Raw genomic sequence first — 14,962 nt, 5'->3', positions numbered from 1 at the left:
CTTGTTCTGCAAGTGCTTGCAGTCGTTCTGTCGCTTGTACATGAAATGGCGACAAGGCTAAATTTGCATAAACTAAAATATTCGTATCGATGAATACAGCGTTATTAGTCGTTTGCATAAAGGTCTTCTCTACGGAAAGTTAAACTTTCCGAGACTAATCCTACAGGATAGGCGGAAAATTTGAGAGGCGCTTTCTTTTCTTTCTTCTCTGCTTCCTCAGTCAAAGGCTTTTCATCAATTACTATTACCACCTGATGTTCACCTTCTGGAATATCAATTGGTAATTGCGCTGTAATCTTACCATCTTTGGTAACTGTGGCAATTGTTTCTATAGTTTTCATACTATTTCTATTCGATTAATGTATCACTGCTTGGTGAAAGGGAGATTCGGACACATTTGCATACACTAAGATGTTCGTGTCCATAAATACAGAGTTAGCGACCCCAATGACCATACATATCCTCACGTCTTAGAGAAAGATTCTCAGGCCAATAACCATAATTATCTACAGGAAAGTTTAGAGGAGGACGCTTTTCTTTGCTCTCTACTTTCTCTGCCAAAGGCTTCTCATCAATTACTATCACTACCTGATGGTCACCCTCTGGAATACTCAATGGTAACTGTGCTGTAATCTTACCATCTTTGGTAACTGTGGCAATTGTTTCTATACTTTTCATGTCATTTTTACTTGTTCAATCCATTACAGCTAAGACAGCTTTCGGCAATAACTTGTCTTTAAACCAAACAATTCTGGCGGGGACATCATTTAATTTTACTCCCGCCTTTTCTAAATTAAGTCGCTCGGAAATTGCCAGAATTAAGTCATCACGTCCAGCCCGTCGCACCTGAGAAAACTTCTTTTGTAAATATTCTGGTCGCCAATAACCAACAATTTCTAACAAAAAGGTGCGTCCATCAGCATGAACTAAGCGAAAATCAGGAATCATCACACTACCAGGAATCGGTATCAAATCAACTTCTCGCTCTAATGCCCAACCACTTTTCAACGCATCCCACTTATCAGCAAAAGATGCTTCTAGCATACTATCGTAGGGCTTACCTGGTGGATAATGGGATACCAAACCACATTCGGAATTGAGAGTAAAACGTCCAGTTTTCCAGATATTTGTATAAGCGTCGCGGGTTTGGAGAATAGAAGAAAGACTCCATTTAGTAACGTGAAGTAAAGCAGGAATAAGTTTAGCGATCGCTAACCCATATCGCGTACTAGGATTAAACAAACTCGTCGGCCCATCTATCGTAATTGTAAACCCGTGGTCAGCATCGCCCTCAATATAAGCCATCAACTGAAACAACTTTAGATAGCGAAATAACAGCTTATATTCACCCGGGACATTCCGATGAGCATTTAATACAAGTTGACTGGCCTTATAAAATACACCTTGCACCTGAGATAAGTTATATCGATTTAATAAATCTGGCGCTGTTGGTGCATCAAACACTGTCAAAATTTTATTTTCAGATAAATCAGCATAGAGTCCATTACGAACCTGTTCTAATAAAACTTCCCGTTCAAGTTCTTGAGTTAATTCATCAGCAATTTTACTCAGAGTAACTTGTGTTGATTCTCGACTAGAAACCGACTTTGCAGCCAACGAAAACACCCGTTCTCTTAACATCTGTGGTTCCAAAGGACTAACCACCTCAAAAGTGCAAAAACTGCTTTTGAGAATATAAGCTAACCCTCGCTTCACCCGATAATCTGTAGAATCTCCTTCAAAATCAGTCAGTTGTCGCTCAAGTACACCCTGAGTCTTCCCCACCGCCGATTGAAAATAATTAATTAACTCAATCGCCAACTCCGAAGTTTTTTGATCAATCTTCAGTCTCTTCGGAATGATCTCCTCCCCGTTTTGGCGATGCATCAGTAAATCTGTCGGTAACATCTGCTGAATTTTGGATTTTAGATACTTCGACTTCGCTCAGTACAAGTTTTGAACTTCCGGTTGAATAATTAATTTCTAACTGTTCCGCAGCCTTCAAACTCCGTTCCTTCCCACTCCCATACACAACCTGTAAATTCCCCTTCCTCTCTTTTTCTCCCCCTGCTCCCCCTGCTTTCCTCTCCCCTCTTCGCCTAGCCGAAGTCCCTTCCTCACTCGTATCCTCCGCCACCACTTCATACAAAATCGCCTGCTTATTCTCAATATTTCCCTTCCGTAAAACCCTCCCCAAGCGCTGAGTATACTCCCTAGCCGAACCAGTTCCCGATAAAATAATCGCTACAGAAGCCGCAGGTACATCAACCCCTTCATTCAACACATGAGAAGCAACCAAAGTATTATATTTACCCTCCCGAAACTTTGTTAATATCTCATGCCGTTCTTTCACAGGAGTTTGATGAGTAATTGCCGGAATTAGCAACTCTTGAGAAATCCGGTAAACCGTTGTATTATCAGCAGTAAAAATCAAAATTCTCGCCGGATAATGTTCTGCCAATAAATTAATTAGAATTCGCAATTTCCCATCAGTACCCAAAGCGATATCTTTCGCTTCCCGATGCGCTAACATAGCTCTACGTCCAGATTGCGATCTAGCACTCATTTGCACGAACATTTGCCAACCTTGAAGACTCCCCAAAGAAATGCGAGATTGCTTTAAAAAATCGTTGCGGGTTTGAATTAACTGGTTGTATCTTTCTCGTTCAAGTTGCGATAACTTTACCTTAATTTGGACAATTTCGTGTTCTGCTAACGCCTTCCCCGCCAAATCTTCAGCGCGTTTGCGATATACTTCTTGACCAATGAGGATATTTAAGTCAGCGTGTTTACCATCGGTGCGTTCCGGTGTAGCGGAGAGTCCCAGGCGATAAGGTGCGATCGCATATTCAGCAATTACCCGATTAAAATCTGTCGGTAAATGATGACATTCATCAAAAATAATCAACGCATATTGATTCCCCAACGTCTCAGCGTGAATTGCAGCACTATCATAAGTTGCAACTAGAATTGCCGTTCTATCCCGCGAACCACCCCCTAGCAATCCCACCTCAGCATCGGGAAAAGCCGCTACTAAGTGTGCATACCACTGATGCATTAAATCCAAAGTTGGTACAACAATTAACGTTGTGCGCGGCGTTGACTGCATCGCCATTTGCGCCAAATAAGTCTTTCCCGCCGCCGTAGGAAGCACAACAACCCCTTGTCTACCCGCCAGTTTCCAAGCCGCTAGCGCCTCAGTCTGGTGGGGATAGGGTTCCATTTCCAGACTGGGAACCAAATCTACTGGATAAAATTGCTTTGCCTCATCAATAAAATAAACATCTTCCGCTTGTAGTGCTTCTATTAGCGATCGGTATCTAATTGCTGGAATGCGGAATTTTTCAACTCTATCATCCCATGTAGCATAATCCATCCAACCTTTGCCGCGTGGTGGTGGATGCAAAATTAATGTGCCACGATCAAAATTTAATGTAGGGGTACGAGCCATGAGTATTGGGTATTGGGCATTGGGCATTGGGCATTGGGCATTGGGCATTGGGCATTGGGCACTTGTACTGAGCGAAGTCGAAGTATTGGGCATTGGGCATTGGGCATTGGGCATCGGGCATTGGGCATGGTTATTCTCCTTGTTTTCCCCACTCCCTTGATTACTAATAACGCAAAAAGTGCATGATTCATCCAAGTAATTTAGAGGGTGTTTGAAAAGCTATATTTGTTACCCAAAGTGTCTAATACCCCCCTAACCCACTTTTTTACATGTCATTGCGAGGAACGAAGCAATCGCAAAACTCTTCTCTTCAAAACGAGTCCATGAGATTGCTTCGTCGTTCCTCCTCTCTACGAGACGCTACGCGAACGCAATGACAGTTATTCTCTCATTGCAAAATAAAAACTGGGACGCACCCTAATCCCCTCTTTACAAGGGGGGGAATAGTCTCTTAAAGCCCCCCTTGGGGGTTGGGGGGGTAATGTCAGAATTTAATGTGCTATACGACACTTTTCAAACAACCTCTTAGACAAAACCCAACTAGATGCGCTCATTAGTTATGGAATGTCCGATTGACAAACCAACAATAACCTTGCCGAATCATACAAAGAACAGCGACAGAGCTTTCTGCTGAAACGTCTGCAATTGCAGGCGCAGATTATCCTAGTAGCTGGCTTGATTTTAATCGCTTTTTTGTTTGGGCAAATTCACAACTATAAGGCAAGATATACGCCTTTAAAATTGGTCTTGTAGTAGAATTATTCACACTCATTTGTTGGGGTTTATGTAAAACTTTTATTCCCTATACTTTTTGAGGGATAGCCAAAAATAAATATATATAATTAGAGCGACGATTATCAGGTTATTGCACATTTGCTAAAACTAAGTTTTACTACTTTAGATAGATTCACAGCAACTAACTGCTTAGGTGTGTATTTTTCCGATGCATAATAAATTTGAGCGATGTCTACGATGGTCACTGAGCCTGCCGAAGTGCGGGCTACGCCAACGCATTATCTAGCTGATTTTGGGAATAATCCTTTAGCTAGCTGCATACAAGGAGAAGCCACATTGAAAGGAATACCTTTCCTTCTAGCGCCCTATTCTGTGACATTATTGGCTGTTGGTACTGCATTGCTACTAACACTATTGCTACAGCCACTACTGAAACCAACTATTTTCCTGCTATTTTTTGCTGCCGTGGCGGTTAGTGCCTGGTATGGCGGCATGAAAGCAGGATTGCTGGCAACTGCTTTGTCTACTTTAGCCGTCAGCTACTTTTTCTTGGAGCCAGTGTTTTCGCTCTTTGTTGATAATCTTGACAGCATAGTGCGGTTAGGCTTGTTTGTTTTGGTGACAATACTCATTAGCTTGCTCACCTGGGAGTTACGCACTGCTAAACAACATCTTCAAATGAGTTTGCAGAAGCTACAGGTGAGCGATGCAAAGTTTAGAAGGTTGGTAGATTCCAACATTATTGGGGTAATTGTAGCCAATATGGACGGGGCGATCGCAGAGGCTAATGATGCTTTTTTACAAATGGTATACATTATAAAGTCAATAGCAAACGAAGTATAGATTGCCTTTTCGCCCGGATTCATGGCTCCTGCTAAACGTAAGCATACAACGAATCTCCAAATTCCCATAAATGAAGATGTAACAGTTGGCGGACGCACTTTTAAAGCTGGCACACTCTTGAATACAGGATTAGACGTACCTGCAAATTCTCTTGTACCACTGGGTATGCGTGCCAGTTTCACTAAAGGTAAGTTGAGATTTGGTATTACTTGTGCTTTATGTCACGCCACACTTGACAATAAAACTGGACGCATCTTGGAAGGCGCACCAAACAATGACGTTAACAAGGCCGCCGACGCATTAACAATGCAAGCCGATGCATTAACAAGGCCGCCGACGCATTAACAATGCAAGCCGATGCATTAACAAGGCCGCCGACGCATTAACAATGCAGGCTATTGCCAAATTGAATTCGCTACGAATTAATGAAATGCTGTACTAAGAATAGACATGGAAAGAGAAATTAAAGATTCAGATGGAATTACATGGACTTGTATTCAAGCATTTTCAGGTCTTTCTGATATCTCAAAAGCTGAAGATGCAGCTGAGGTCGAAGGAGAACCAGATACTTACTGGGTTGTCTGTACTCCTAGTGGCGGCGCACAGTCTGTACGGCTGGTAAATGGGAAGAAGAATACTCTGATGAGGCGTTACTCAAGGAAATTAGAACGCACCAATAATTGGCATTAGACCTCTTACATAAATCAAGAATAAGAACCCCACCCCGCCAAAGCTACGCTTTGTCTCCCCTCCCCGCAAGCGGGGAGGGGTTGGGGGTGGGGTGTTAGGGACTTCCTTTTTGAGGATTTAAAGTTTTGGATATCTCAAGTACCATTTTTAAAACAACCTCTAAGACGCACAAGAAAAAGCAACTGACATTATGACAAATACAGTAATTATTACAGGCGCATCTCAAGGAATTGGCAAAGCTACAGCATTATTATTTGCCCGTCACAATTATGATGTTGTGTTGGCAGCTCGTCAACTTGACCGTTTAGAAGCTACTGCCGCACAGATACGGGAACTTGGACAACAAGCGATCGCTATTTCTACAGACGTGAAAGATCCTTTACAAGTAAACAACCTGATCCAGAAGGCAATAGATCATTTTGGTAACATAGATGTATTAATTAATAATGCAGGTATTTTTTGCTTAGGACCCGTCGAGGATTTTAGCTTAGATGATTGGCATCAGATAATTGATACCAATTTGTGGGGCTACATCCATACTATTAATGCCATCCTGCCCCATTTCTTAGAACGTGGGAAAGGAACCATTGTTAATGTCAGTTCTATTGGTGGTATAGAACCGATTCCTTATCACATTCCTTACACAACCAGTAAGTATGCCATAACTGGGTTGACAAAATCGCTACACGCAGAGTTATCACCTAAAGGCATTCATGTTAGCGGAATTTATCCTAGTTTTATCAGTACTCAACTGATGGAACGGGCAATGTTTCGCGGTAAGGACGAAGAAACGGCTCAAGCGCGTTCTGAGTTGGTAGGTAAAGCAATTCAAACTCCTGTACTAGAAAAGCCTGAAGATGTAGCAAAATCAATTTGGGAAGCAGTAAAGGATCAGCGTTCTGATGTCATGGTAGGTACAACAAACCTTTGGAAAGCAGTTTATCACTTATCTCCTAATTTGATGCAGTCAGTTTTTCGGCGTCTCTTCGGCATGGAAGAACGAAGTTAGTCACATTTACAGTGACTCTGCCATTGAAAGTAACAACCGAGGTAGAGGTTATGGCAACAACTTTTTAGTACTGTAGAGGCGTAAAGTAACCTGGAAATTTCTCAATGGCATATCAGGGTGTAATTTTGGATATAGATGGGACGCTTGTTATCAGTAATGATGCCCATGCTCAAGCTTGGGTAGAATCATTTGCAGTTGCGATCGCAATTTACAATGAGCCTGCTGACTTGTTAACACATTATGACACCTCACCTCTAGCAACCAAAGCATTAAAAAGTGGTCAAATAAAAAACTGATTTATACTTGACCCCAACTCTACATAATTTATTGCACCCAACTGAGAACCGCTATAACTCTTGAGATTTTTGTGCTACTAAGCAAGACGACGTAACACCATGATAGAACGGTCTGTAACTGGCACAGTTTGCTCACCCATAATCAATTTTCCTGGGCTAATGAAGCGAGATTCGTTGGTGTCAATAACTATTTCCCATTCCCTGTCATTGAGAACATTGGGTAAGGCAAACTCAATCATTTCGTAGTGAGCATTAAAAAATAGCAGAAAGCTCTCATCAATAATCCGTTCCCCACGGCGGCCAGGAGTAACAATGCCCTCGCCATTCAAGAAAATTTCCATAGCTTTGGCATAACTAACTAGCCACTGCTTTTCAGTCATTTCGCTGCCATCTTCATTAAACCAACCAATATCACTGATCCCAAAACCGTGAATAGGACGGCCTTGAAACCACTTACGCCGCCGAAATACTGGATGCTGATGACGAAAATAAATGAGTTCGCGGGCAAAATCTAGGAGTTCGGAATTAGACTTTTGTAAACTCCAATCACGCCAGGAAATTTCATTATCTTGGCAGTAGGCATTATTGTTACCCCTCTGAGTGCAACCAATTTCATCTCCTGCGAGTAGCATGGGTACGCCTTGAGACAGCATTAGAGTTGCTAAAAAGTTGCGTCGCTGACGTTCCCGTAAGCGGATTACGTCTGGATCATCGGTTTCTCCTTCTACACCGCAATTCCAAGAGCGGTTATGGCTTTCCCCATCCCGGCTATCTTCGCCGTTGGCCTGATTATGCTTTTGGTTGTAGCTGACCAAATCATTGAGCGTGAAGCCATCATGAGCAGTGATGAAATTAATACTGGCACTGGGATTACGCCCGTTTGCTTGGTAAAGGTCAGGGCTGCCAGTAAAACAATAAGCAAATTGTCCGAGGCTATCATCCTCACCACGCCAAAAATCCCGGACAGTATCACGATATCTGCCATTCCATTCAGACCAACGTAAAGGAAAATTGCCAACTTGATAACCGCCTTCTCCTAAATCCCAAGGTTCAGCAATCAGCTTCACATCTGCCAGAACTGGATCTTGATGAATAATATCAAAAAAAGCTGCGAGATTATCTACTTCATATAGTTCTCGCGCTAATGCCGAAGCTAAATCAAAGCGAAAGCCATCAACATGCATTTCTGTTACCCAATAGCGCAGGCTATCCATGATTAACTTCAGAACTTGGGCATGACGCACATTCAGAGAGTTGCCGCAGCCTGTGAAGTCCATGTTGTAACGGGAATTATCTTTAACCAAGCGATAGTACACGGCATTATCAATGCCTCGCAGTGACAATGTTGGCCCTAAATGATTGCCTTCGCCAGTGTGGTTATAAACTACATCTAAAATTACTTCAATGCCAGCAGAGTGTAAGTCTTTGACCATCTGCTTAAACTCGGTGACTTGTTGTCCGAGTGAGCCACTAGCACTGTAACCAGAGTAGGGTGTCAAAAAATTAATGGAATCGTAACCCCAATAGTTTTTGAGTCCTTTATCCACCAGAAATCCTGGAGAGGATAAAAAGTGATGCACAGGCATCAATTCCACAGATGTGATTCCTAGTTGTTGGAGATATTGAATTGCGGCTGGATGTGCTAGCCCTGCATAAGTACCACGTAATTCTTCTGGAATTTCTGGGTGTAACTTAGTAAAGCCTCTAACGTGAGTTTCATAAATAATTGTTTCATGCCACGGTATAGAAAGTAGTTTGTCGTCTCCCCAATCAAAAGACTGATCGACAACAATACACTTTGGCATAATTTCGGCATTATCTAAATCAGAAAAAGCTAGGTCTTGTTCTGGTGCATCTAAAGAGTAGCCAAAATTAGCTGGACTATCGCTAATTTCCCCATCAATTGCCTTAGCATAGGGATCAATTAGTAGTTTATTAGGGTTAAAGCGATGCCCAAGTTCTGGGGCCCAAGGGCCATGTACTCTAAACCCATAGCGTTGTCCAGGCCCTACTCCTGGTAGATAAGCGTGCCAAACAAAATTATTTTTTTCTGTTAAAGGCAAGCGAATTTCATGATTATCAGCATCAAATAAACAAAGCTCTACACCTGTTGCATTTTCGGAAAACAAAGCGAAGTTAGTGCCTTTACCATCCCAACTAGCACCTAAGGGATATACATTTCCAGGCCATACAGCTATATACATAAGTGAAGTACCAAAAGCTAATTTTAGTTTTAATAACAAACTTGAAGATGGGTTGAATAGTGATTTCTTAATTTAAATATTAAAGCTAATAAATTTCAATTAACGAAAAATTCCTATTTTTTAGAGTTTTTATCATCATTAAAAGACTTAAAAGCGGATGAGAATGATTTTTTTGCATTTCAAGCTAAAATAAAACTTTTTGTTAATTGACAATACTGAAAGTGTCGCTGTTAATGTTTGACTCATAAATCTCCTAACAACTTTATTTGCCAATTTTTTCAATCTTCATAGTTTTACTTAAAATAGCAAATATATACATCTATCAAAGTGAATAAATTTATTTATATCAGCGTGTATATTTACTTAAACCATCTTTTATGGAAATATCATGTCGATTTTTGTATTGACTTATTGTTGTAGCATTTATCTGTGGTAGCAAGCATGATTTACAGTGATAAGATGTCAAACATGGGTTGCTTTTAGCGAAAGCGTGATCGTTCTGGCACTCGCTGTATCAATAAACGCTGCTAAAAGCTGAGGATTAAACAACCGTAAAGCAATGCCAATCAGCAAGAGAATTAGTAGCAAAAGTGATTTATGCCACAGGGATTTGAGATACGTGAGTAAAATGGAAATATAGTAACTGTGAGAGCTTTGCATACTCTTAAATTAATCATTATTTTGGTTACATTTGTATCACTCAAAGTTACGCAAAGCTTCTAACAGATAGACTGAAATCATATACAATTTACACAATATTTCAATATTTCAATCAGTGATAAGTCTTATATATCACTGATTGAAAAAAACGCTCATCAAAGATTTTGTCCCACATCTTCAGACCAGAGACACTGCATTTCTTCGCAGTTTGCCAGCAAGTCCTCCAACTTACCGATCGCTTCAACTCGACCATCTTTGAGGACAATAATTTGATCGGCTTGATGTAAAGCGATTTGACGATGAGAGACAGCTAAACAGGTAAAATTTTCCGTTTCCAACAGACGCTGCCATAAAGTGCGTTCTGTTTCCACATCCAAAGCACTAGATAAATCATCAAAAACCAACAACTCAGACTGGCGGACAAACATCCGCGCCGCAGCTGATCGCTGAATCTGACCACCAGAAAGTTTTGTTCCCCTTGGCCCGACAATACTATCTAAGCCATTTTCTAAGTTCGCAACATCTTTTTCCATCACCGCTAAATGAATAGCAGCATCCAGATCGACTACATCCTCCGGCAGTCCCATCAAAATGTTATCGCGTACCGTTTCGCTAAAAAGTTGCGGAACTTGGGCAGTATAAGCACTACGGGGTGGGACAAAAAAAGCGGCTGGGTCTGCAACTTGCTGATTATTCCAGAAAATCTCTCCTGCTTGTTTGGGTAAAAGCCCCAAAAGCACCCGCAATAAAGTACTCTTACCCGAACCAATGCGCCCGGTAATTACCGTCAGAGTACCCCTTTTCAAAGTCAGACTCACCTGGGCAATCCCGCACTCCGTACCGGGGTAGTGATAGCTCAAGTTCCTGAGTGCCAGCGTTTCCAAACGATGTTGCCCAGTCTTGGGAGTGTAAGGCAACTGGGGTAATTTACCCCGAAGATAAACTTTTTCGTGTTTGACTAAACTTAGAGGTGGCACACCAGGAATGAGTTCGGCCAGTCGCAGTAGGGAAACCTCAGTTTGGTAGTAACGTGTTAAAGACTCACTGAAAAATCCTGCGATCACCGCAAACTCCCCCAAATATGAAACAAACAAAGCAAAATCACCGACTGTTAAAGTTGCTCCTGTTTGAGTTTGCATCATCCCAGCCGCCGCCAGTAGCAAGATGGCTGTACCCAGATTTGCTATATTTGTCAAAAACGAATACAGTACCTGTCCGAATAACAAATCTTTGAGGGCGGCTTGGCGGCGAACTTCATTCACTTTTTCAAAGTATTCCACAACAGGCTTCTCACTGCCAGCAACCTTAATTGCTTGTACTGCTGTGAAAATCTCGCCTAATAACCCCGTAACTCCCCCAATGGCTTCCTGATTTGCTTGTCGGTATTTGCGGATGCGCTTACTGGCTAAATTGATGGTTGCGATCGCCACCACCAAAGGCGCAAATACTATCAGTGCTAACAAGAGGTTAATGCGAGCTAGGATAATTAAGCCGATGGTAATTGCTAAACTCTGAGCAATGGGGTCGAAAGAAAAGGTCAAAAAATCGAGGATGGCTTGGATATCATCACGAAAACGGGAGATGGCTTCTCCAGATGAGCTTGGTAATGCTTGTGCTACTGGTCGTTCCCAGATGCAAGCGAGTAAATGCTTGCGGAGCAGAGTCGCAACATGCATCCGAAACACACCATCAGCTGTGACACCGATCAACAGGAATGTTTGCTGTGCGATAACACCCCCAATCAACAAAGCCAGCAATGTCCAGACGTTTAACCCGGCGGCTGTTTTAACTGTGATGGTATCGAAAATCTGGCGGATAATTAGTCCGGGTATCAAGAGAAAGAAATAATATAGACCACTCGCTAACAACCCGTTGGTGAGGTAAAACAAGGGTTTGTAGCGAATTAACTCCAGTAAGTACCGCCAAGTTGGGATGGAAGATGCAGTTTTTACTCTCATGCCAAAGCCTCCTCTAACCCGATTTGCAGTAATTGGGCAAAGCGGGAGTCCGGGTTAGTGGCTAATTCCTCGCGTTGACCGCACTCTAAACAATGACCGTCTTCTAAAATCATGATTTGATCGGCTCGCTTTACTGTTGCTAAACGATGAGCAATAATGATGGCAGTTCGCCCAACTAATAGGCGATCAATAGCTTTTTCTAACAATTGCTCGGTAGCCGGATCGAGGCGGGATGAGGCTTCGTCCAGAATTACCAAACCAGGATTTTTAAGAAACACCCGCACAAATGCCAATAACTGCGCCTGTCCTGCTGATAGTCCGCTACCGCCGGGAGCGAGTAGAGTGTCTAAACCGCTAGGGAGAGATTCATACCAGTTCCATAAGCCAACTTCCTGAATAACTGACTCTATGCGTGCATCGGGGATAGATGACTCAAACAAAGTGAGATTATCGCGGACGCTGGCGTGGAAAAGTTGAATTTCTTGCGTTACCATACCTACGTGTTCCCGCAGTGTAGCCAAAGGTATATCGAGTAAGTTAACCCCGCCCAAACGAATTGTTCCTTGCGTGGGGTCGTAAAGTCGCAGGAGAAGGCGGGTGATGGTAGTCTTGCCACTGCCTGTGCGACCAAGTAGACCGAGAATGCTATCAGGCGACAAGGAAAATGAGACATCGCGCAATACTAAATCCGGTGGTGTTGCGATGGCGAAACGCCCGTCGTTGGCGATCGCGTCTTTCTCAGGAGTAGGATAACGAAAGTCAACATTCTCGAAACTTACGCTCAATGCCTGATCTGGAAGAGTTGTTTGACCAATATCTAAAAGACAACTTTGGGTTGTGAGTAATTCTCGTACCCGAATTAAAGCAGCTTCAGCTTCTTGTAAATCTTGAACTTGGCGACCAAATTGTTGAATTGGTTGTTCCAATAACTCGATGTAGCGATAGATGAGATAAACTGTGCCGATCGCAAATGCGTTATTGAAAAAAAGCACAATGCTCATCCCCAAAATCACTGTTTTTCCGAGGGTAAAGAAAACACTCCAAGCGCTAAATACTCCTAGGCCAAAAGTCTGTGATTTAACCAATTTGGGAAACAAATCTCGTGAACGTTCGTAGAAACGGCGCATGACGTAGGCTGACGCACCAGAAGAACGCACATCTTCTGTACCAGAGAGTCGCTCTGCCAAAAAACCAAACAAAGCTGCACTGGATTCTCGTTCTGCTTGAAAATAAGGAATGACTATATTATTGAAATGGCTAAAAGTAAATAAGAGGATGACTACCATTGCGATCGCTGTTAGCCCTATTCGCCAGTCAATATGAAACAGGGCAATAAAAACACCTACTGCAAAGATACTGTTACCCACAAAGTCGATGGCGAACCGAGAGAAAAAGTCATTCAATTGGCTGATATCGCCGTCTATGCGTTCGATTAAAGCGCCTGGTGTTTGGTTATTGTGAAAGGACATATCGAGTTGCAAGCAGTGCAGCGTCAGATTCGCCCGCAGTCGGTTTGTGGCTCGTAAGCCAATATCTGCTGCTAGATAGGTTTCTAATAAAGAAATTAGCCCAGTCGCTAAGGCAATTCCTAAAAAAAGCAACGCTAATTGGATTAGTCGAGAAAATTTTGCCCCAGCGTAGGCGTAGCCCGTCGTAGACATCGCTGTATCAATAAACGCTGCTAAAATCTGAGGATTAAGCAACCGTAAGCCAATACCAATCAGCAAGAGAATTAGTAGTAAAAGTGACTGCTGCCATAGGGGTTTGAGATACTTGATTAAAGTAGAAATATAGTAATTTTTAGAGCTTTGCATAATTTTAAATTAGTGAACAGTTAACAAGGTGTAATACTCATTCGTAATTCATGAGAAGGAGTCAGAAGAAAGAATACCCCAGAAGTCAAGTCAGGGCGAAGAGTCACACAGGAAAAAATTTAATATCATCGCATTCGGGTAGGAGATTACCGCATAGGTTTTACAGTTGCCGGAGATACCATTACCTTTGTACGGGTTCTTCATCGTAAGGATATTTACCGCTATTTCCCATGAATGCGATCGCCTATTTTAAATGTAGAGTTAAAGGCGATCGCTTGGTAAACAAAAAATGTCATTCTTTTACATCAGGTAATTTTTTAAATTGGCGCGAAAATCAGGCTCAAATATCTGGGTTTAGTTTTTTGGTGCAATGCCAATGCCTATATTGGTAACTGCGATCGACCACTGAAGATTGCATAGTATTAACTGCTTTTTCAATTCTTAACATTTCGTCAATCCCAATTACTCTGACAGTAACCTCACCTTACCCTGTTCTTAACTAAAAAATAGGAATATTGGCTGCGTAACCAAATACATTTTGATGTGTAAGAACAGCAAATGCTCAATTTCAAGCGTAAGCGATATCTGCTACTCAGCGTGCTAGTTGCAGCGGCGATCGTAGTAAGCAGTATACAAATAGTTACAGCCCGGCTTGCTACTAGCCGTGTTGGTAATCTACCTGAAGGTGGAGCATTACTCCCCACAGGTCAAGTGATTACACCCGCAGCTGCCCCAGGCTCTACTTTTGCACCTCTAGCGACTGGTTTGCGTACCGATAATAATGCTGATGCGGCTGAAGCTGTTACGACCACTCTCAGCCCCGATGGTAAAACTCTCCTGGTACTAACCAGTGGCTATAACCAGAACTTCAAAAATCAAAATACTGGTGCTGATCTCACCTATCCTGTTTTAGACCCAATAACTGGTAAACCCACTGGTACAACTACTACTAAAGCTGAATGGGTGTTTGTCTTCGATGTCAGCAGTGGAAAGTTAGTTAAACGCCAACAAATTAATATTCCCAATACCTACAATGGTTTGGCGTGGGCAAAAGATGGCTCACGCTTTTATGTCTCCGGTGGTATTGACGATCGCGTTTATGTTTATGCCTCCAACGGTAGTAAATACGTACCCGATGCTCCGTTTATTCTCTTAGGTCACAACTCTAACCAAACTGCCCAATTCCCAAGTAAGTATTTTCCCGGTGATTCTTCACGAAATCTTCATATAAAAACTGGTGACAGCACGCATACCTAAAATGCTATGCTGTGGTAAGTAGATGCACCCTGATGATCTGGAGAG

General features: G+C 42.3%; 14 protein-coding genes and 1 pseudogene. 7 read left to right on the top strand and 8 right to left on the bottom strand.

Features of this window, described 5'->3' with window-relative positions:
* Positions 1–104: 104 nt before the first annotated feature.
* From LC574_RS04180 to LC574_RS04160, 5 genes are all read right to left on the bottom strand, one after another.
* Positions 105–341 carry a hypothetical protein gene (locus LC574_RS04180; protein ID WP_229451628.1) on the bottom strand — a complete coding sequence of 79 codons (237 nt, stop codon included), beginning with the start codon at positions 339–341 and terminating at the stop codon, positions 105–107.
* A gap of 94 nt (positions 342–435) precedes the next feature.
* Positions 436–678 carry a hypothetical protein gene (locus tag LC574_RS04175; RefSeq protein ID WP_229451627.1) on the bottom strand — a complete coding sequence of 81 codons (243 nt, stop codon included), beginning with the start codon at positions 676–678 and terminating at the stop codon, positions 436–438.
* Positions 679–693: 15 nt separating this feature from the next.
* A complete protein-coding gene (locus tag LC574_RS04170; protein WP_229451626.1) occupies positions 694–1,908 on the bottom strand; it encodes a DUF790 family protein in 1,215 nt (404 codons plus the stop codon).
* The gene (locus LC574_RS04165; protein WP_229451630.1) at positions 1,838–3,451 is read right to left on the bottom strand and encodes a DEAD/DEAH box helicase; all 1,614 of its coding nucleotides are present in this window, start codon (positions 3,449–3,451) and stop codon (positions 1,838–1,840) included. Before LC574_RS04165 ends, LC574_RS04170 begins: the two co-directional genes overlap by 71 nt.
* Entirely contained in the window at positions 3,430–3,579 is a 150-nt protein-coding gene (locus tag LC574_RS04160; protein ID WP_229451625.1) for a hypothetical protein, read from the bottom strand. The genes LC574_RS04165 and LC574_RS04160 overlap by 22 nt, the downstream gene beginning before the upstream one ends.
* 844 nt (positions 3,580–4,423) lie before the next feature.
* Here LC574_RS04160 and LC574_RS04155 point away from each other — a divergent pair.
* From LC574_RS04155 to LC574_RS04135, 5 genes and pseudogenes are all read left to right on the top strand, one after another.
* The gene (locus LC574_RS04155) at positions 4,424–5,029 is read left to right on the top strand and encodes a DUF4118 domain-containing protein (protein ID WP_229451624.1); all 606 of its coding nucleotides are present in this window, start codon (positions 4,424–4,426) and stop codon (positions 5,027–5,029) included.
* Positions 5,030–5,050: 21 nt separating this feature from the next.
* Complete coding sequence (locus LC574_RS04150) at positions 5,051–5,374, top strand: hypothetical protein (protein ID WP_229451623.1); 324 nt, start codon at positions 5,051–5,053, stop codon at positions 5,372–5,374.
* 105 nt (positions 5,375–5,479) lie between these two features.
* Positions 5,480–5,719: a hypothetical protein gene (locus tag LC574_RS04145; protein ID WP_229451622.1), complete on the top strand. Its 240-nt coding sequence runs from the start codon at positions 5,480–5,482 to the stop codon at positions 5,717–5,719.
* A gap of 190 nt (positions 5,720–5,909) precedes the next feature.
* Positions 5,910–6,728 carry an SDR family oxidoreductase gene (locus tag LC574_RS04140; RefSeq protein ID WP_229451621.1) on the top strand — a complete coding sequence of 273 codons (819 nt, stop codon included), beginning with the start codon at positions 5,910–5,912 and terminating at the stop codon, positions 6,726–6,728.
* Between the two features lie 104 nt (positions 6,729–6,832).
* A pseudogene (locus LC574_RS04135) lies at positions 6,833–6,919 on the top strand (HAD family hydrolase); the annotation flags it as partial.
* Positions 6,920–7,101: 182 nt separating this feature from the next.
* Here the strand turns inward: LC574_RS04135 and glgX are convergent.
* The 3 genes from glgX to LC574_RS04120 form a co-directional block, all read right to left on the bottom strand.
* Positions 7,102–9,228 (bottom strand): glycogen debranching protein GlgX, encoded by a 2,127-nt coding sequence (gene glgX, locus LC574_RS04130; RefSeq protein WP_229451620.1) that lies wholly within the window; start codon positions 9,226–9,228, stop codon positions 7,102–7,104.
* 815 nt (positions 9,229–10,043) lie between these two features.
* A complete protein-coding gene (locus tag LC574_RS04125) occupies positions 10,044–11,846 on the bottom strand; it encodes an ABC transporter ATP-binding protein (protein ID WP_229451619.1) in 1,803 nt (600 codons plus the stop codon).
* Positions 11,843–13,660 (bottom strand): ABC transporter ATP-binding protein, encoded by a 1,818-nt coding sequence (locus tag LC574_RS04120; protein WP_229451618.1) that lies wholly within the window; start codon positions 13,658–13,660, stop codon positions 11,843–11,845. The genes LC574_RS04125 and LC574_RS04120 overlap by 4 nt, the downstream gene beginning before the upstream one ends.
* 132 nt (positions 13,661–13,792) lie before the next feature.
* Between LC574_RS04120 and LC574_RS04115 the strand changes: the two genes are divergently transcribed.
* Complete coding sequence (locus LC574_RS04115; protein ID WP_368736668.1) at positions 13,793–13,894, top strand: type II toxin-antitoxin system RelE/ParE family toxin; 102 nt, start codon at positions 13,793–13,795, stop codon at positions 13,892–13,894.
* Between the two features lie 324 nt (positions 13,895–14,218).
* A complete protein-coding gene (locus LC574_RS04110) occupies positions 14,219–14,917 on the top strand; it encodes a hypothetical protein (RefSeq protein WP_229451617.1) in 699 nt (232 codons plus the stop codon).
* Positions 14,918–14,962 lie beyond the last annotated feature (45 nt).

It is taken from the genome of Nostoc sp. CHAB 5715, assembly GCF_020829685.1.
Classification (GTDB): Bacteria; Cyanobacteriota; Cyanobacteriia; order Cyanobacteriales; family Nostocaceae; genus Nostoc.
Note: the sequence above shows the minus strand (reverse complement) of the source record. Positions and strands in the feature narration are given on the sequence as shown.

Excerpts from the sequence above, each read along its gene's own strand:
- LC574_RS04165 (WP_229451630.1), bottom strand. The coding sequence starts at position 3,451 with ATGGCTCGTACCCCTACATTAAATTTTGATCGTGGCACATTAATTTTG.
- LC574_RS04125 (WP_229451619.1), bottom strand. The coding sequence starts at position 11,846 with ATGAGAGTAAAAACTGCATCTTCCATCCCAACTTGGCGGTACTTACTG.
- LC574_RS04150 (WP_229451623.1), top strand. The coding sequence starts at position 5,051 with ATGGCTCCTGCTAAACGTAAGCATACAACGAATCTCCAAATTCCCATA.
- LC574_RS04175 (WP_229451627.1), bottom strand. The coding sequence starts at position 678 with ATGAAAAGTATAGAAACAATTGCCACAGTTACCAAAGATGGTAAGATT.
- LC574_RS04140 (WP_229451621.1), top strand. The coding sequence starts at position 5,910 with ATGACAAATACAGTAATTATTACAGGCGCATCTCAAGGAATTGGCAAA.
- LC574_RS04170 (WP_229451626.1), bottom strand. The coding sequence starts at position 1,908 with ATGTTACCGACAGATTTACTGATGCATCGCCAAAACGGGGAGGAGATC.
- LC574_RS04110 (WP_229451617.1), top strand. The coding sequence starts at position 14,219 with ATGCTCAATTTCAAGCGTAAGCGATATCTGCTACTCAGCGTGCTAGTT.
- glgX (WP_229451620.1), bottom strand. The coding sequence starts at position 9,228 with ATGTATATAGCTGTATGGCCTGGAAATGTATATCCCTTAGGTGCTAGT.
- LC574_RS04120 (WP_229451618.1), bottom strand. The coding sequence starts at position 13,660 with ATGCAAAGCTCTAAAAATTACTATATTTCTACTTTAATCAAGTATCTC.
- LC574_RS04180 (WP_229451628.1), bottom strand. The coding sequence starts at position 341 with ATGAAAACTATAGAAACAATTGCCACAGTTACCAAAGATGGTAAGATT.
- LC574_RS04160 (WP_229451625.1), bottom strand. The coding sequence starts at position 3,579 with ATGCCCAATGCCCGATGCCCAATGCCCAATGCCCAATGCCCAATACTT.
- LC574_RS04155 (WP_229451624.1), top strand. The coding sequence starts at position 4,424 with ATGGTCACTGAGCCTGCCGAAGTGCGGGCTACGCCAACGCATTATCTA.
- LC574_RS04145 (WP_229451622.1), top strand. The coding sequence starts at position 5,480 with ATGGAAAGAGAAATTAAAGATTCAGATGGAATTACATGGACTTGTATT.